Origin of the sequence: Nocardia sp. NPDC057227, from assembly GCF_042669725.1 — a bacterium.
In the GTDB taxonomy this organism is placed as follows: domain Bacteria; phylum Actinomycetota; class Actinomycetes; order Mycobacteriales; family Mycobacteriaceae; genus Nocardia; species Nocardia asteroides_A.
In genome coordinates this window covers 1-15,201 of the sequence record NZ_JBHUXA010000015.1, presented here as the reverse complement: position 1 = coordinate 15,201, position 15,201 = coordinate 1, and the positions used below count along the sequence as shown (strand labels likewise).

General features: G+C 73.0%; 18 protein-coding genes. 12 read left to right on the top strand and 6 right to left on the bottom strand.

Annotated features, from left to right (window positions below; genetic code table 11):
• The first annotated feature begins 39 nt into the window (after positions 1–39).
• A complete protein-coding gene (locus tag ACFUJ1_RS20785) occupies positions 40–849 on the top strand; it encodes a tyrosine-type recombinase/integrase (RefSeq protein ID WP_378647872.1) in 810 nt (269 codons plus the stop codon).
• Here the strand turns inward: ACFUJ1_RS20785 and ACFUJ1_RS20780 are convergent.
• The gene (locus tag ACFUJ1_RS20780; RefSeq protein WP_378647870.1) at positions 846–1,457 is read right to left on the bottom strand and encodes a TetR/AcrR family transcriptional regulator; all 612 of its coding nucleotides are present in this window, start codon (positions 1,455–1,457) and stop codon (positions 846–848) included. The two genes, ACFUJ1_RS20785 and ACFUJ1_RS20780, sit on opposite strands and share 4 nt — an antisense overlap.
• A gap of 109 nt (positions 1,458–1,566) precedes the next feature.
• Here ACFUJ1_RS20780 and ACFUJ1_RS20775 point away from each other — a divergent pair, with 109 nt between their 5' ends.
• The gene (locus ACFUJ1_RS20775) at positions 1,567–2,280 is read left to right on the top strand and encodes an SDR family oxidoreductase (protein WP_378647868.1); all 714 of its coding nucleotides are present in this window, start codon (positions 1,567–1,569) and stop codon (positions 2,278–2,280) included.
• Positions 2,281–2,285: 5 nt separating this feature from the next.
• On the opposite strand, the gene ACFUJ1_RS20770 is transcribed toward ACFUJ1_RS20775, so the two are convergent.
• Positions 2,286–3,551, bottom strand: coding sequence for a serine/threonine-protein kinase (locus ACFUJ1_RS20770; protein ID WP_378647866.1), 1,266 nt, complete (start codon positions 3,549–3,551; stop codon positions 2,286–2,288).
• 120 nt (positions 3,552–3,671) lie between these two features.
• Between ACFUJ1_RS20770 and ACFUJ1_RS20765 the strand changes: the two genes are divergently transcribed.
• Both ACFUJ1_RS20765 and ACFUJ1_RS20760 read left to right on the top strand, forming a co-directional pair.
• Positions 3,672–3,845, top strand: coding sequence for a hypothetical protein (locus tag ACFUJ1_RS20765; RefSeq protein ID WP_378647864.1), 174 nt, complete (start codon positions 3,672–3,674; stop codon positions 3,843–3,845).
• Positions 3,842–4,363 (top strand): class I SAM-dependent methyltransferase, encoded by a 522-nt coding sequence (locus ACFUJ1_RS20760; protein ID WP_378647862.1) that lies wholly within the window; start codon positions 3,842–3,844, stop codon positions 4,361–4,363. The genes ACFUJ1_RS20765 and ACFUJ1_RS20760 overlap by 4 nt, the downstream gene beginning before the upstream one ends.
• On the opposite strand, the gene ACFUJ1_RS20755 is transcribed toward ACFUJ1_RS20760, so the two are convergent.
• The gene (locus ACFUJ1_RS20755; RefSeq protein WP_378610811.1) at positions 4,360–4,584 is read right to left on the bottom strand and encodes a hypothetical protein; all 225 of its coding nucleotides are present in this window, start codon (positions 4,582–4,584) and stop codon (positions 4,360–4,362) included. The two genes, ACFUJ1_RS20760 and ACFUJ1_RS20755, sit on opposite strands and share 4 nt — an antisense overlap.
• Positions 4,585–4,621: 37 nt before the next feature.
• Positions 4,622–5,206: a TetR/AcrR family transcriptional regulator gene (locus tag ACFUJ1_RS20750; protein WP_378647860.1), complete on the bottom strand. Its 585-nt coding sequence runs from the start codon at positions 5,204–5,206 to the stop codon at positions 4,622–4,624.
• Positions 5,207–5,282: 76 nt separating this feature from the next.
• Here ACFUJ1_RS20750 and ACFUJ1_RS20745 point away from each other — a divergent pair, with 76 nt between their 5' ends.
• The 4 genes from ACFUJ1_RS20745 (at position 5,283) to ACFUJ1_RS20730 (ending at position 8,233) form a co-directional block, all read left to right on the top strand.
• Positions 5,283–5,696 (top strand): VOC family protein, encoded by a 414-nt coding sequence (locus ACFUJ1_RS20745; protein WP_378647858.1) that lies wholly within the window; start codon positions 5,283–5,285, stop codon positions 5,694–5,696.
• 84 nt (positions 5,697–5,780) lie between these two features.
• Positions 5,781–7,205: a rifampin monooxygenase gene (gene rox, locus ACFUJ1_RS20740; protein WP_378647856.1), complete on the top strand. Its 1,425-nt coding sequence runs from the start codon at positions 5,781–5,783 to the stop codon at positions 7,203–7,205.
• A gap of 85 nt (positions 7,206–7,290) precedes the next feature.
• Positions 7,291–7,737, top strand: a complete 447-nt coding sequence (locus ACFUJ1_RS20735) for a nuclear transport factor 2 family protein (RefSeq protein ID WP_378648160.1) — start codon at positions 7,291–7,293, stop codon at positions 7,735–7,737.
• A 19-nt stretch (positions 7,738–7,756) separates the two neighbouring features.
• A complete protein-coding gene (locus ACFUJ1_RS20730; RefSeq protein WP_378647854.1) occupies positions 7,757–8,233 on the top strand; it encodes a nuclear transport factor 2 family protein in 477 nt (158 codons plus the stop codon).
• A gap of 13 nt (positions 8,234–8,246) precedes the next feature.
• Here ACFUJ1_RS20730 and ACFUJ1_RS20725 read toward each other — a convergent pair whose 3' ends face one another.
• Both ACFUJ1_RS20725 and ACFUJ1_RS20720 read right to left on the bottom strand, forming a co-directional pair.
• Complete coding sequence (locus ACFUJ1_RS20725) at positions 8,247–8,996, bottom strand: PIG-L family deacetylase (protein ID WP_378647852.1); 750 nt, start codon at positions 8,994–8,996, stop codon at positions 8,247–8,249.
• A gap of 16 nt (positions 8,997–9,012) precedes the next feature.
• Entirely contained in the window at positions 9,013–10,089 is a 1,077-nt protein-coding gene (locus tag ACFUJ1_RS20720) for a class I SAM-dependent methyltransferase (protein ID WP_378647850.1), read from the bottom strand.
• Positions 10,090–10,187: 98 nt separating this feature from the next.
• On the opposite strand from ACFUJ1_RS20720, the gene ACFUJ1_RS20715 reads away from it, so the two are divergent.
• The 4 genes from ACFUJ1_RS20715 to ACFUJ1_RS20700 all read left to right on the top strand — a co-directional run.
• On the top strand, positions 10,188–13,055 hold the full coding sequence (locus ACFUJ1_RS20715; protein WP_378647848.1) for a BTAD domain-containing putative transcriptional regulator: 2,868 nt from the start codon (positions 10,188–10,190) through the stop codon (positions 13,053–13,055).
• A 2-nt stretch (positions 13,056–13,057) separates the two neighbouring features.
• A complete protein-coding gene (locus ACFUJ1_RS20710) occupies positions 13,058–13,897 on the top strand; it encodes an SDR family NAD(P)-dependent oxidoreductase (RefSeq protein WP_378647846.1) in 840 nt (279 codons plus the stop codon).
• 105 nt (positions 13,898–14,002) lie between these two features.
• Positions 14,003–14,980 carry an alpha/beta hydrolase family esterase gene (locus tag ACFUJ1_RS20705; protein WP_378647844.1) on the top strand — a complete coding sequence of 326 codons (978 nt, stop codon included), beginning with the start codon at positions 14,003–14,005 and terminating at the stop codon, positions 14,978–14,980.
• Between the two features lie 60 nt (positions 14,981–15,040).
• Positions 15,041–15,201, top strand: a 161-nt coding sequence (locus ACFUJ1_RS20700) for an SDR family NAD(P)-dependent oxidoreductase (RefSeq protein ID WP_378648158.1), incomplete at its 3' end; no start/stop codon positions are given.

The following is a 15,201-nucleotide window of genomic DNA, read 5'->3' as shown; positions in this document are numbered from 1 at the left end:
CGGTGCCCGATGGCACCCTGACGGTGGAGGTGGTGCCAGATGGGCTTCGACATCCGAGTTCCGGTGGGGGTGTCCGCGGCGCCGCTGCTCGCCGGGTTCGCCGCGGCCTTTCCCGCCCAGCGCGTGCCGATCGCCCGGTTCCTCACCTGGCTGGCCGCGCGCCGCGGCTACGAGGACGCGCTGGACAGCACCGCCGGCCGCGATCTCGCCGTGAGCGGGTACCTGCGAGCCGGGGCCGTCGACGGTGATCTGACCGCGCTGCGGGTTTTCTACCGCTGGCTCGGGCTCGGCGCGCCCGCCGCGCGCCGGATCCCACCGGACGAGCGAGCGCTGACCGCCGAGCAGGAGCGGGCGGCGCTCGGCGCGGCGGCCCGCCGTGGCAGCCGCGCCTACGCACTGCTGCTGCTCGCGCTGGACACCGGCGCCGGGGGAGCGGAGCTGGCCGCGCTCGACCTCGGCGCCCTCGACCTGGCGGAGTGGCCGGGCCGGATCACCCTCGGCGCGGACCGGACGGTGCCGATCGCCGCGGCGACCAGGGGTGCCCTGACCGCCTGGCTGGAGGAGCGCTGCCTGCTCGCCGAGGCGGAGGTGCTCGCGGTCTTCGTCACGGAATACGCCCCGCACCGGCGGCTCGCACACCGCACGGTGGCGGAGATCCTGCGCGGCATCGGTGCCGACGCGGAGGTGGAGCTGGGGCACCATGTTCTGCGGAGCACCGCCGAGCAGCGGCTGGCGCGTTCCGGACTCGCCCCCGAGGCCGTGGCCGACCGGCTCGGGCAGCGCGCGGCGGAGCGAATTCCGTTGCCGCCGTGCGGGCGCGAACAGCTCGACCTCTTCGGCGCGCTCTAGCCGCGCGCCCGTGACAGCAGGACAGCCACCTGGCCCCTGATGTCCGTGACGATCTCGTCCACGGTGCGGGCGACGTTGATCGTGGAGGCCATCGTGAGGAACATGACCGCGGAGACGATGTGCGCCAGCGTCGCGGCGTCGGCTGCCGTCACCCCTTCGTCCCGGCGCAAGACGGCGGCGATCGCCTCTTCGGTCTGCGCGACGATGGCCAGGGCGTCGCGGTGGTGCGGCTCGTCCGGATTGCCGAAGACCATCTCCCGCAGGTAGGTGCGGCCGTTGTCGATCTGGGTGCGGTTGCACTCCACGATCGAACGGATGATCGTCATGACCGCCTCGAGCACGTCGGGAACGTGTTCGGCGGCCCGGCGGCCCCGGTCGAGGGATGCCGTGTAATGCGCGTTCTGCACGAGCAGCAGCAACTCACCCTTGGTCTTGACGTACAGGAACACCGTCCCGGTGCCGACGTCGGCCCGGTCGGCGATCTGCTGGGTGGTGACCTCGTCGACGCCGTACTCGGCGAAGAGTTCACCGGCGGCGGCGGTGATGCGGTCGAGCTTCTGCTGCTTGTTCCGCTCGCGCCGGCCGACCGGCTCGGCAGCGAATCGCATCGGGATCCTCCGGGAATACATTCTGACTGCACTCAGTTTTGAGCATAGTCACTATCAACGGGTTCGGTTGCGTTCCCTCGATCGTCCCACTCAACGGAAAGAGCGTGCCATGCCCGCACTCAACGGAGCCGTCGTACTCGTCACCGGAGCGAACGGCGGCATCGGGACGCACTTCGTCCACGAGGCGCTCGCCAGGGGCGCCGCGAAGGTCTACGCCACCGCCCGCACCCCGCGCGACTGGAACGACGAGCGCATCGTCCCCCTCACCCTCGATGTCACCGATGCCGAGTCCATCCGGGCCGCTGTCGCCGCCGCACCGGACGTGACCGTGCTCATCAACAACGCGGGTACCTCGGTCTCCAGCACCGGCATCCTCACCCAGAGCGACGCGGAGATCCGCGCCAACGTCGAGACCAACTTCCTCGGCCCCCTCTTCCTCGCGCGCGCCTTCGCACCCATTCTGAGCAGCAGGGACGAGTCGGTCATCATCGACATCCACTCCCTGCTGAGCTGGTACGCCGTCGCGGGCATCTACAGCGCCACCAAGGCGGCCCTGTGGTCGGCGACGAATTCGCTGCGCCTCGAGCTCGCCCCCGAGGGCGTCCACGTCGTCGGCGTACACGTCGGCTACGTCGACACCCCCATGGCCGCGCACGCCACCGATCCCAAGACGCAGCCCGGCGACCTCGTGCGCACCGTCTTCGACGCCGTCGAGGCGGGGGAGTACGAAGTCCTCGCCGACCAGGGCTCGGTTCAGGTCAAGGCGGGGCTCAGCGCCCCGATCGAGGCCCTCTACCCCCAGCTGAAGGCCGCGAACGTCTGACCGAGTCAGCGGTGTCCGCGCAGGACGACGGCGAGGTTGCGGGCGGCGTGCGGATCACCCCGGTCGACGGCGTGCCGCAACCAGAAGGCCGCCTCGTCCGCCCGGCCCAGCTCGAAGAGCACCACGCCGAGGGCGTTGAGCGCGGGCAGGTGCCCGGTGTCGACGGCCCGGCGCAGCCAGCTCTCCGCCTCGGCCGGTGCTCCCTGCTCGTAATGCAGCTTGCCGAGGTTGTAGAGCGCGGAGGTGTCGCCGCGGTCGATCGCCCAGCGGTACCAGGTGATGGCGTCGGCCGGGTCCCCGCGCGCGTACCGGATATTGCCGATATTGGCGGCGACCTCCGAGTGACCGCGCTCGACCGCATGGCGATACCAGGACTCGGCCGCGTCCAGCTCGCCGCGGTCCCGGTGCGCGTGCGCGAGTTCGACCATGGCCTCCGGCACGCCGCGTTCGGCGGCCGCGCGCAGCGGCTGGTCGGCCGGGAGCGCGGGTTCGGGGGCGGGTTTGCGCACCGTGACCGCGCGCAGTGCGTCGGTCGCCAGTGCGGTGCCGGTGGGGTAGCGGTCGGCCGGGTCCTTGGCCATGGCGGTGGCGAGCACGTCGTCCAGCTCGGCGGGTACCCCCGGAATCCGCAGCGGTGGAACAGGTTCCGATCGGTGTCCGGACTCGGGGTCGGTGATGCCGAACGGGGTCCGGCCGGAGAGCAGCTGGTAGAAGAGACAGCCGAGGGCGTAGAGATCCGTGCGGGGACCGCCCTCCGCGCCCGCCCAGCGCTCCGGCGCGGCATAGGCCGGGGTACAGGTCGAGCGGGCCAGCCCGATATCGGCGATCACCGCGCGATCGCCGTCCGGGTGCGGCTCGATCAGGATGTCGGTCAGCTTGAGATCGCCGTGGTATGTGCCCCACTGGTGCGCGTAGTCGAGCCCGCGGGCGATATCGGTGATCAGCCGGACCGCCCGCTCCGGCTCCAGCCCGCCCGCCGCGGCCGCCAGCAGCGGGGTGACGTCGCCGCCCGGCACGTACCGCATCGCCAGCCAGCACTCCGGATCCCCTGACCGGCTGCGGTCGAGCACGGTCGCGATATTGGGGTGCTCGAGCCGCGGCCCCCGCTCGAAGGACGCCCGGAGCTCGTCGTTCCCGGCGTGCAGCACCTTGAGCGCCACGTCCCTGCGCTGGTCGGGATGGCGCGCCAGATACACCGTGCCGTGTGCCCCCGCGCCGAGCGGTTCCACGATCGTGTACTCCGCGAGAACTGCACCGGGCGTCAGCGCCACGATTCCTCCCAGCACAGTGAATACGGACATTTCCAGCCTCACACCGGTCGGGGCGCGAGCGCAAGCCGCCACTCGGGGCAGTTCCGCAGCGGTGACGGGCCCTACGTATTCGTCGCCGAGGTGCCGGAGAGCAGCCCGACCGGGTTCCGGCTGGTGCTGAGGGCGACCGGCACCGAGGGGCCGGGGGATGGTGTCGAGGTGATCGGCGAGTTCGAGGAGACGCACTACGGCACCACCGAGATGACGGTTCGCGATCCGGACGGCCGGGTCTGGAACCTGCAGGCGCCCCGGTGACCGCCGCCCCGGACCACACCGCCGTCCGGACCGCGCTGTGGCGGGCGCTGCCCCTCGCGCACGACCCGGCCCCGCACGTGTTCGAGGATCCGATCGGGCTGCGGCTTGCCGCACCCGCCGACGACTGGCAGCGGCGGCCCGACATGGATCCGGCGACCACCGCGCCGATGCGCGCGAGCATCGTGGCCAGGGCCCGCTTCGTGGAGGAGCTGCTCGCCGAGCGGGCGGTGGACCAGTACGTGGTGCTCGGCGCCGGGCTCGACACCCTGGCGCAGCGGAACCCGTGGCCCGAGCGGGACCTCACGATCTACGAGGTGGATCGGCCCGGCCCGCAGGAGTGGAAGCGGCGGCGCCTCGGCGAACTCGGCTACGGCGTGCCGCAGCGGCTGCGCCCGGTGCCGGTCGACTTCGAGACCGACTCCTGGTGGGAGCGGTTGCGCTCCGCCGGTTTCGAGCCGGACCGGCCCGGGCACGTCTCGCCGGCGGAGTCCGAGCAGATCCTGGTCGCCGCGACCTAGTGCTTCTTCTTGATCGGCTTCTTCTTTTTCTTGGGCTTGTCGTGGTCGGGCTCCCACTCGTATCCGGGCGTGTTCGCCTCGCAGTAGGAGTTCGCGACGAGGACGTCACCCTGGTCGCGCTCGCACCAGCGCTCGGACTTGCCGCAGCCCGAGACGCCGAGCGCGACCGTCGCGGCCAGCCCGAGTGCGGTTGCCGCGGTGACAAACCGGTGTGCCGTCATCGCCGACTCCTTCGATAGACCCGTGTCCCGTGTGATCCTAGGGTCCGCGCAGCGCCGCCAACAGCCGCCCCAGCGCGGCGCTGGTGTCGGCCAGCGCCGCCGGCTCGGTCGCCAGCCACAGCGCCGCCTCGTTCATGGCGCCGGAGAGCAGGTGGACCAGTGGCTCGAGCGGCTGGTCGGGCAGGGTGCCGTCGGCGACGAGCGGGGCGAGCGCGTCGCGCAGGTGGCTCGCGGAGTTCGCCTCGTCCAGCGCGCGCCATTCGTGCCAGCCGAGAACGGCGGGGCCGTCGACGAGCAGGATGCGCTGGATGGCCGGGTCGGTGGCGGCCACCAGGAAGGCGTCGCAGCCGGCGCGCAGTTGCTGCCACGGGTCGTGCACGGCGTCGGCGGCGGCCGCGACCCGGGCGCCGACCTCCTGCTGCACCTCGGTGAGGACCGCGCGGAACAGCTCCTCCTTGCTGGAGAAGTTGTGGTAGAGCGCGCCTTTGGTGACGCCGGCGGCGGCGACGATGCGGGCCAGCCCGACCGCCGCGTACCCCTCGGCCGCGAAGAGTTCGCGGCCGCGCCGGACCAGCAGCGCGCGGGTCTGCTCGCGCTGCGCGGCCCGTTGGCTCGGTGGCATCGGCCCTCCTCGTTGACATACCAGCGGTACGCGACCTACCGTAGCTCACATACCGCTGGTACGTGAAAGGTGTGACATGCGACTGCAGAGCTTCTACCCGGTGCTCGGCACCGAGGCGATCGCGGCGAGCCGCGACTTCTACTGCCACTGGCTGGGTTTCGAGGTGACCTTCGAGGCGGAGTGGTACGTGAGCCTGTGCAGACCGGGCCCGGTGCCGTGCGAGCTGGCGCTGCTCGATCCCGCGCACCCGACGATCCCGGACGGTTACCGCGCCCCGGCACGCGGCATCGTGCTCAATGTCGAGGTCGATGATGTCGACGCGGAGTGGGAGCGCATGGTGACCGCGGGCGGGCTGCACCCGGAGCTGGCGATCAGGAGCGAGGATTTCGGGCAGCGGCACTTCATCGTCGCCGACCCGGGCGGGGTGCTGGTGGACGTGATCCAGCCCATCGAACCGGCGGGCGAGTTCGCTTCCCTCTTCAACGTATAGCGCACCCCGGGGCTTGCGGCAAGACCCGGTGCGTGCCGCAGAATCTCTCTCCGTTGGCCACTACCTGCGGAAATCGGGAGTTTCATGATCGACGTGATCATTGCGGGCGGCGGCCCGACCGGGCTGATGACGGCGTGCGAGCTGCGACTGCACGGGGTCGGGGTGCTCGTCCTGGAGCAGGAGCCGGAGCCCACCGAGGTGGTGCGTTCGCTCGGCATGCACGCGCGCAGTATCGAGATCCTGGACCAGCGCGGAATCCTGGAGCGATTCGTGGAGCTGGGCACGAAGCACCCGGCGGGCGGGTTCTTCGCCGGGATTCCCAAGCCGCCGCCGACGGAGCTGGACACCGCGCACCCCTTCACGCTGGGGCTGCCGCAGCCGATCACCGAGCGGCTGCTCGCCGAGCGGGCCGTCGAGCTCGGTGCCGAACTCAGGCGCGGGAACGCCGTGACCGGGCTGCGCCAGGACGAGAACGAGGTCACCGTCGAACTCGCCGACGGCTCGACGGAAACCGCGCGCTACCTGGTCGGCTGCGACGGCGGCCGGAGCACCGTGCGGAACCTGCTCGGGATCGAGTTTCCCGGCGAGCCGAGCCGGGTCGAGACGCTGCTCGGCGAGATGGCGGCGACCGCGCCGGCGGAGGAGATGGCGGCGGTCACCGCCGAGATCCGCAAGACCCAGCTGCGCTTCGGCATCGGGCCGGTCGGCAACGGGCGGTATCGGGTGGTGGTGCCCGCGGCTGGACTGAGCGAGGAGCGCGGTATCCCGCCGACGCTGGACGAATTCCGGTCGCGATTGAGGGCCGTGGCGGGCACGGATTTCGGGGTGCACTCCCCGCGCTGGCTCTCCCGCTTCGGCGACGGCACCAGGCTGGCCGAGCGGTACCGCAGCGGCCGCGCCTTCCTGGCGGGCGATGCCGCGCACGTGCACCCGCCGACCGGCGGGCAGGGGCTCAATCTCGGCATCCAGGATGCCTTCAACCTGGGCTGGAAGCTCGCCGCCGCGGTGCGCGGGTGGGCGCCGGACGATCTGCTCGACACCTACCAGGCCGAGCGGCACCCGGTCGCCGCCGAGGTGCTCGACAACACGCGGGCGCAGATGCAGCTCATGGCGCTGGATCCGGGCGCGCGGGCGGTGCGGCGGCTGGTCACCCGGCTCATGGAGTTCGAGGAGGTGAACCGGTATCTGGTGGAGTCCATCCACGCGATCGGTGTGCGCTACGACTTCGGCCCCGGCCCCGAGCCGGTCGGGCGCAGGTTGCGCGATATCCCGCTGGGCGAAGGGCGGTTGTACGAACACCTGCACGCCGGGCGCGGGCTGCTGCTCGACCGGACCGGAGCGCTGTCGGTGACCGGCTGGGCGGATCGGGTCGACCACCTCGCCGCCGGTAGCGCGGAGCTGGATACGCCCGCGGTGCTGTTGCGCCCGGATGGGCATGTGGCCTGGGCCGGTTCCGAACAGCGGGAACTGGATCGGGCGCTGGCCCGCTGGTTCGGCCGCCCGAGCTGACCGGAGGTGACCACGCTGGCGCTCGCCGGTAGACGATAACGCGTTCTGCCCCCGATCGCGGGCCGGGTGCGCTTGGATGGACGGCATGGATCTGCAGACCATCGCCGACCGGATCGAGATCACCGACCTGCTCACCCGCTACGCGCACGCGGTGGACAGCAAGGACTGGGAGCTCTACCGGACCGTCTTCACCGCCGACGCGCACATCGACTACGGCACCGCGGGCGGCCCGGTCGGCGACCTGGAGAAGGTGATCGAAGGGCTCATCACCGGACTCGGATTGTTCAGCCGCACACAGCATTTCATCTCGAACATCGGCGTCGAGCTGGACGGTGACAGCGCGCGGGTCCGCGCCATGTTCTTCAACCCGATGGTGGTGACGCCGGGCAAGCAGTTCTTCTGCGGCGGCTGGTACAACCACGAGTTGGTGCGTACCGGGGCGGGGTGGCGCAGCCGCAGGCTGATCGAGGAGGCGGCGTGGTTCGACGGACTCGAGGCCGCCTTCACGCCGGATTCCGCCCCGGAAAACTAGAACACGTTATTCTGTCGCGATGGACCTGGTTGCACTCGAGGCGATCCGCGGGCTCAAGTACCGCTACTTCCGCACGCTCGACCTGAAGCTGTGGGACGAGTTCGCCGACACCCTGGCCGAGGACTGCCGCGGCCGGTACGGCACGCACGCCCTCGGCGAGCCGCCGGTGCTGGACGGCCGCGCCGCCATCGTCGCCTTCATGCGGGAGAACCTGGGGCCGGGCATCGTCACCACGCACGTCGCCAACCACCCGGAGATCCGGGTCGACGGCGACACCGCCACCGGCAGCTGGCTCTTCGAGGACACCGTGCTCGCCACCGAGTGGGGTGCGCTGATCCGCGGCTCCGGCTACTACGCCGACGAGTACCGCCGCGACCCGGACGGCGCCTGGCGGATCACCGCGACCGGCTACCGCCGCATCTACGAGTCCTCGCAGTCCCTGGCCGACACCCCCAGCCACCGGCTGCTGACCAATATGTGGGCCGAGCCGAGCTGAGGGCGCCGGGCGGTCAGCAGCCGTCCGCGAAGTCCCATGCCGGGGCGGGCGCCGCGTCGACGAAGGACTCCACCGAGCAGGCCCAGGCCCGCATGGTCTCCGCCCCGAGCAGGGTGAGCAGCTCCGCGGTCTGGGTGGCCTGGGCGCGCAGCGCGACCAGTTTGCGGTCGGCCAGCGCGTCGTCCAGCCGGAGCTCGATCGCGACGCGGTCGGGGGCGGCGCGCCACGGCAGGTCGGCGGAGTCGAACAGCCGGAGCCGGTCGTAGACGTGCTGCCAGGTGTCGGCGAAGGCCGCGGTGAGCCGCGGGTGCAGCAGCCGGGCCGCGGGGGCGGCCCGGTTCCTGGCGGCCTCGGCCCAGGCCGAGACCATGCGGTGGTCCGGGTGGCCGGTGAAGCCGTCCGGGCCGAAGGTGAGCACGATCTCGGGGCGCACCTCGGCCACGATGGCGGCGAGCCGGGTGACCACGGTGTCGAACGGCTGCCTGGCGCAGCCGCCGTCGGGGAGGCCGAGCTGGTGGTGCTCGGTGACGCCGAGCGCCGCGAGGCTCGCGGTGAGCTCGACCTCCCTGACCGCGGCGAGCCGCTCCGGCGGCCAGTGCCCCGGGTCGTCGGTGCCGTGCTCGCCGCGGGTGGCGGTGACGCAGACGACCCGCCTGCCCGCGGCCCGCGCGGCCGCCATCAGCCCACCGGAGAGGTAGACCTCGTCGTCGGGATGGGCCCAGATTCCCAGCACGGGGCCGGTTCCGGGCAGCGGGTTCGTCATGGCAGCGCCGTCTTTCTCAGTGGGTGATCTCGTAGAGGATGTTGAACGGGTTCTCCATCTCGACCCGCCGGACGGTGCCGAAACCAGCCGCCGCGCACAGTTCGCGCGCCGTGTGCTCGGGGAACCCGCAGGTCCCGAGCCCGGCGCCGCCGTGCGCGAGCGAGGTGGTCATGCAGTAGAGCACGCTCACACCGTAGAAGTAGGCGGCGATCGGGCCCCGGTTGTCCTCGAGGCGGTGGCTGGAGTTGATGTCGAGGCACAGGTAGCGGCCGTCCGGGCGGAGCGCGGCGTGGACGGCCGCCAGGATGCCGCGCGGGTCGGCGGCGTCGTGCACGACGTCGAAGGTGGTGATCACGTCGTAGTCGCCGGGCAGCCCGCCGGAGACGTCGAGGCACTCGAAGCGCACCCGGTCGGCCACGCCCGCCGCCCGCGCCGCGGCCTCGGCCGCCGCGATGGACTCCGGGTGCACGTCGAAGCCGGTGTAGCGGCCCGCGGGGTAGCGCTCGGCCAGCCGGATCAGCGCCCGGCCGTGGCCGCAGCCGATGTCGGCGACGTCGGCGCCGCGGCGCAGCGCCGCCTCCAGCTCCGGCAGCGCGGGCAGCCAGACCTGCGGCAGCAGGTGGTCGAACCAGCCCGCGCTGAACCGCTCCAGCCCCTGGAACCAGTCCCGCGGGTAGGCGCCGATCGGCACGCCGCCGCCGGTGCGGAAGACCGCGAGCACCCGGTCGAGCATGCCGGTGAGGCCGTAGAGCGCCTGGTGCAGCCCGCCGATGTAGGCGGGGCTCTCGGTGGCGAGGACCGGCACGTGGGCGGGCGGGAGCAGGTAGGTGCCCGCGCCGGGGTCGTGGGTGAGGTAGCCGTGCGCGGTCATGGCGGCCAGCCATTCGCGCAGGTAGCGCTCGTCGGTGCCGGTGCGCGCGGCGAGTTCGGGGCTGGTCACCGGGCGGGAATCGGCCAGCGCGCGCCAGAGCCCGAGCCGGTCGCCGAACATGGTCATGGTGGTGGCCATCCAGGTGGCCGCGTCCGCGACCGCCCGGCCGGCGAAGGCCTGCACCTCGGCCGGGTCGAGCTCGAGCTGCTCCGTGGTACTCATCGTCTCCAACCTCCTGTTGTGATGTCGTCGATGCGAGGATGGGGCGACCCTGTTGCCGCGCGGTTGTGGCACGGTTGCGGGCACGGAATCGGGGCCGGATGGAGTTCGAGGTACTCGGCGCGCTGCGGGTGCGGCAGGCGGGCGGCGCCGTCGCGCTCGGCAGCCGCGCGCAGCGGGTGCTGCTCACCGTGCTGCTGGTGCACGCGGGCACGGTGGTCTCGACCGATCGGCTGATCCAGGCGCTGTGGGGCGAGGAGCCGCCGCCCACCGCGCTGCGCACCCTGCACAGCCACATCGCCCGGCTGCGCGGCGCGCTGCACGCCGACGGCGTCGAGCGGCTGCACACCCGCCCGCCCGGCTACCTGCTCGACGCCGACGTACTGGACGCGGCCGAGTTCGCGCGGCTGCTCGGCGCGGCCCGCGACGCCGACCCGGAACGCGCGCGGCACCTGCTCGACGCCGCGCTCGCGCTCTGGCGCGGCCCCGCCTACGCGGAGTTCGCCGAGCTGGACGCCGTGCGCCCCGAGGCCGACCGGCTCGGCGCGCTGCGGGTGGAGGCGGTGGAGGAGCGGTTCGAGGCGGCGCTGGCCGCCGACCGGCGGGACGGGCTGGTGGCGGCATTGCAGGCGCACGTCGCCGAGTTCCCGGTGCGGGAACGTCCGGTGGGGCAGCTGGCGCGGGCGCTGTACCGGGACGGGCGCCAGGCCGAGGCGCTCGCGGTGCTGCGGGCCTTGCGGGAGCGGCTCGACGCCGAGCTCGGGGTCGAGCCGTCGGCGCCGCTGCGGGCGCTGGAAGTCGCTGTGCTACGGCAGGATCCGACGTTGACGGCGGTGGTCCGGGTGCGCGGGCTGCCGCTGCCCGAGACCGGGCTGATCGGCAGGGAGGCCGAGCTGGCCGGGGTCGTGGCCGGGTTGGCGGAGCATCGCGTGCTCACGCTGACCGGTCCGGGCGGGGTCGGCAAGACCACGCTCGCGCTGCACGCCGCGCACGGGTCGGGGCTGTCCGCGGCCTGGTGCGAGTTCGCCCCGCTCACCGGCGATGCCGTGGTCCAGGCGGTGGCCACCGCGGTGGGCGCGCGGCGTCAGCCCGGCACCGGCCTGGTCGACTCGCTGCTCGCGCTCTTGGCCGAGCGCGAACTGCTTCTGGTGTTCGACAACTGCGAGCACGTCCTCGACGACGCCGCGCGGCTGGTCACCGCGATCGTGCGCACCTGCCCCCGGGTGACCGTGCTGGCCACGAGCAGGGCGACACTCGGCGTACCGGGGGAGTGGCTGCACCCGATTCCGCCGCTCGGCCTGCCCGATTCGCCCGAGGACGACACCGCCCCGGCGGTGCGGCTCTTCGCCGAACGCGCCCGCGCGGTCCGGCCCGGGCTGGAACTGGACCGGGCGAACCTACGGCATATCGCCGAGGTGTGCCGCAGGCTGGACGGGCTCCCACTGGCCCTCGAGCTGGCGGCGGCCCGGGTGCGGGTGCTGAACCCCGCCGACCTGGCGGCCCGGCTCGCCGCCCGCACCGACCCGCTCGGCGCCGCCGGAGCCCGCAGCCTGCGGGCCGTGCTCGACTGGTCGTACGCGCTGCTCGGCCCGGCCGAACAGCGGCTCTTCGCCCGGCTCTCGGTCTTCCACGGCGAATTCGGAGCCGACGCGGCCGCGACCGTGAACGGCGCTCTCGCGCTCGACCCGCTGACCGCCCTGGTCGACAACTCGCTGGTCACCGTCGCGGAATCCGCGGGAGCGACCCGGTTCACGATGCTGGAGACGGTCCGCGAGTACGGCGCCGGCCTGCTCGGCCGGCGCGGCGAGGCGGCCGCCGTGCTCGACCTGCACGCCGCGTGGTTCACCGAACTGGCCGAGCGCGCCGACGCCGGACTGCGCGGCCCCGACGAGGCGCACTGGTACGCCGTCGTCACCGCCGACCTGGACAATCTGCGGGCCGCGCACCGGCACACCGTGGCCGCAGGCGACACCGATCGCGCGCTGCGGCTCAGCGCCGGGCTCGCGCTCGCGGTGCTCTACCGCTTCCCCGACGAGGTGGTCGCGTGGGGCGAGACCGCGCTCACCCTGCCCGGCGCGCCCGCCCACCCGCGCTACCCGGCGGTCTGCGCCGCCGTCGGCGAGGCACTGACCTTCGGCGGGGAGCACGATCGCGCGCTCGCCGTCGCCGACGCCGCGCTCGCTCCGCTGCCGCCGGCGGCAGCGGAGCGGATGCCGCTGCTCAAGATTCGCGCGGCGGTCGCGCTCTACCAGGGCAGGCTGGACGAGTGCGGCACCGCCACCGCCGAACTGCTCACACTGGCCGAACATTGCGGCGCCACCTGGTACCGGGCCGAGGCGCTGCTCTTCGCCGGGCTCGCCCGCAGCTACGCGGGCCACCCGGCCGACGGGCTCGCGCTGGCCGAGCGGAACCTGCGCGCCGCCGCCGACGCGGGCAATCCGAGCCTGCGCGCCTGGGCGCTCTACAACCGGGCCGAGGCGCTGGCCGTGCTCGATCCGCCGGCGGCGCTGCTCGGGTACAGCGAGGTCGTGGCGTTGGCGGCGACCGTGTACAGCGTGTTCGCGGCCAATGTCGCGCACGTCGGGCTGGCCGCGCTGCACCTGCGCGAGGAGCGGATTCCGGAGGCGCTCGACGCGTTCGGGGCGGCGGTGCGCGGGTGGCGGGCCATGCAGGTCTGGCATCACCAGCGCACCACGCTGCGCGCCCTGCTCCCGCTGCTGGCCGGGGTCGCCGAGACCGAGGCCGCCCTGCTGCTCGGCGCGCTGGAGAACGGCGATCCCGGATTCGGCGCGGACGCCGAGGCGGTGGCTCCGGTGGCGGCGACGCTGCGGGCGGCGCTCGGCGAGGTCGCTTTCGCGCGGGCAAGGGCGCAGGGGTCGGTGCTCAGCCGGGAGGCGGTCGTGGACACCGCGCTCGCGGCGATCCGGGCCGGCTCGAATGTCCCTGTACCGACCCTCCGAGAAGGATGAGAATGTCCCGCATCGCACTCGCCGGCCGCACCGTCGCGATCACCGGCTCCACCGGCGGCCTCGGCCGCGACCTCGCCACCGAACTCCGCGCCAGGGGCGCCCACCTGGCATTACTCGATCTCGACCAGGACGCCGTCGACGAACAGGCGATGGCACTCGGCGGCAGCGCCGTCGCCCGCGGCTGGCGGGCCGACGTGCGCGATCTGACCTCGCTCGAGGCCGCCATGACCGCGGCGGCCGCGCACTTCGGCCGGCTCGACGTGGCCGTCGCCAACGCGGGTGTCGGCGCCATCGAGTCGCTCGCCACCGGCGACCCCGCCGCCTTCGAACGAACCGTCGACATCAACCTCACCGGGGTCTGGCGCACGTTCCGCGCCGCGCTGCCCCCTGTGTCGGAGCAGCGCGGGCATCTGCTGGCGGTCTCGTCCATGGCGGCGTTCGTCCACTCACCGCTCAACGGCGCCTACACCGCGAGCAAGGCCGGGGTCTGGGCGCTGTGCGACTCGATCCGCCTCGAGCTGCGGCACACCGGCGTCACCGTCGGCTCGGTGCACCCCACGTTCTTCGACACCCCCATGATGGCGGGCGTCCTGGACGACCCGGCCGGGCGCGCGGTGTGGGGCGAGCACCGGAAGGCGCCGTGGAAGTTCGTGCCCCGCGCCACGGTGGTCACCGAGACCGCCGACGCCATCGAGCGCCGCGCCGAGCTGACGACCGTGCCGCGCACGCTCACGCTCGCGGCCCGCATGGCGGGGCTGATCCGCAAGCCGATCGAGGCCATCGGCTTCTCGGACGACTCCATCCGCACCGCACTGCGCCACGCCGAGCAGCGCCCGCGGTGAAGCCGCCGGGAAGTGTGTGCATCCCGCCCCGAGGCGGGGGTGAATACCTCCAACAGGCGCGGATGTGGAGCCGAACGCGCGAGTCCGCCTGAGATTCTCCTTCGCATGAAGGAGAATCAACCTCTCAGGGCGTTCCTGGTCCTGATCGCCGCAGTGGCGACCTGTCTGCTGGCGGCACCCGCAGCGGCGCACGCCGATGAGCCGGGACCGGCGCCGATTCCGTCCGCCGGCTGCGCGAGCAAAACTCCGCTCGAGCAGCGAGCCACCGTCGAGTTCCAGGGCAGCGCGAAATCGGGGCAGTACCGCCGGATCGTGCCTGCCGCCGCCGACCGGCCGCTCCCGGTCGTCCTCGCCCTGCACGGCCTGCTGGAGAACATCGACATCGCCGAACTGGGCAGCGGGATGGGCGAGTACGGGCTGCGGCAGGGCTTCGTCACCGTCACCCCGCAACTCGACCGGTTGGCGCCATCCCAGTGGGAATTCGGCCCCGGCTCGGCCGACATCACCTGGCTGGGCGAAGTGCTGACGCACGTCGAGTCCACGGTCTGCGCCGACCTCGGCCGGATCTACGTCACCGGCCTCTCCATGGGCGGCTTCGCCACCAGCTCGGCCGGCTGCCGGTTCGCCGACCGGATCGCCGCCATCGCACCGGTCGCGGGGCTGCGGGACTTCAGCTGGTGCCGCCCGGCGCGGCCGGTGCCGGTGATCGCGTTCCACGGCACCGACGACCCCATCGTTCCGTACACCGGAACGGCGGGCACCGGATCGGCGACCGGTGACGAGAACTCCGGGGCGAGCCCCGGTGCGGTGACCGCCGCCGCGCAGAGCTGGGCGAACCGGAACGGCTGCACCGGCGGGGCGCAGCGGACGACGATCGCCGCCGACGTCGTGCTCGACCGGTACGCGTGTCCCCCCGGAGCCGACGTGCAGCTGTACTCGATCCTCGGCGGCGGCCACATCTGGCCGGGGAGCAGGTCCCCGCTGTACCCGGCGTTCATCGTCGGCGCGAACACGACCTCGATCGACGCCACCGTGCTGATCTGGGACTTCTTCCGCGCACACCCGGGACCGGCGGCCCGCTGATTCGGATCCGCTCGAGCGGGACGGCGGACCCGCCCGGGCGCACTGGCTAGCGTGGTCCGGGTGGATCTGCATCTGGAGGGTAAGCGCGCCATCGTGACCGGTGGCAGCAAGGGCATCGGGCTGGCCGTCGCCCGCGGGCTGGCGGCGGAGGGCGTCGATGTCGTGCTCGCCGCCCGCTCGGCCGAGCCGCTCGCCGCGGCCGCGCGCACGCTGGCCGCGGC

Bases quoted from the DNA above. Each gene is read 5' to 3' on its own strand.
- ACFUJ1_RS20785 (WP_378647872.1), top strand. From the start codon at position 40: ATGGGCTTCGACATCCGAGTTCCGGTGGGGGTGTCCGCGGCGCCGCTG.
- ACFUJ1_RS20780 (WP_378647870.1), bottom strand. From the start codon at position 1,457: ATGCGATTCGCTGCCGAGCCGGTCGGCCGGCGCGAGCGGAACAAGCAG.
- ACFUJ1_RS20775 (WP_378647868.1), top strand. From the start codon at position 1,567: ATGCCCGCACTCAACGGAGCCGTCGTACTCGTCACCGGAGCGAACGGC.
- ACFUJ1_RS20755 (WP_378610811.1), bottom strand. From the start codon at position 4,584: ATGACGGCACACCGGTTTGTCACCGCGGCAACCGCACTCGGGCTGGCC.
- ACFUJ1_RS20750 (WP_378647860.1), bottom strand. From the start codon at position 5,206: ATGCCACCGAGCCAACGGGCCGCGCAGCGCGAGCAGACCCGCGCGCTG.
- ACFUJ1_RS20745 (WP_378647858.1), top strand. From the start codon at position 5,283: ATGCGACTGCAGAGCTTCTACCCGGTGCTCGGCACCGAGGCGATCGCG.
- rox (WP_378647856.1), top strand. From the start codon at position 5,781: ATGATCGACGTGATCATTGCGGGCGGCGGCCCGACCGGGCTGATGACG.
- ACFUJ1_RS20735 (WP_378648160.1), top strand. From the start codon at position 7,291: ATGGATCTGCAGACCATCGCCGACCGGATCGAGATCACCGACCTGCTC.
- ACFUJ1_RS20730 (WP_378647854.1), top strand. From the start codon at position 7,757: ATGGACCTGGTTGCACTCGAGGCGATCCGCGGGCTCAAGTACCGCTAC.
- ACFUJ1_RS20725 (WP_378647852.1), bottom strand. From the start codon at position 8,996: ATGACGAACCCGCTGCCCGGAACCGGCCCCGTGCTGGGAATCTGGGCC.
- ACFUJ1_RS20720 (WP_378647850.1), bottom strand. From the start codon at position 10,089: ATGAGTACCACGGAGCAGCTCGAGCTCGACCCGGCCGAGGTGCAGGCC.
- ACFUJ1_RS20715 (WP_378647848.1), top strand. From the start codon at position 10,188: ATGGAGTTCGAGGTACTCGGCGCGCTGCGGGTGCGGCAGGCGGGCGGC.
- ACFUJ1_RS20710 (WP_378647846.1), top strand. From the start codon at position 13,058: ATGTCCCGCATCGCACTCGCCGGCCGCACCGTCGCGATCACCGGCTCC.
- ACFUJ1_RS20705 (WP_378647844.1), top strand. From the start codon at position 14,003: ATGAAGGAGAATCAACCTCTCAGGGCGTTCCTGGTCCTGATCGCCGCA.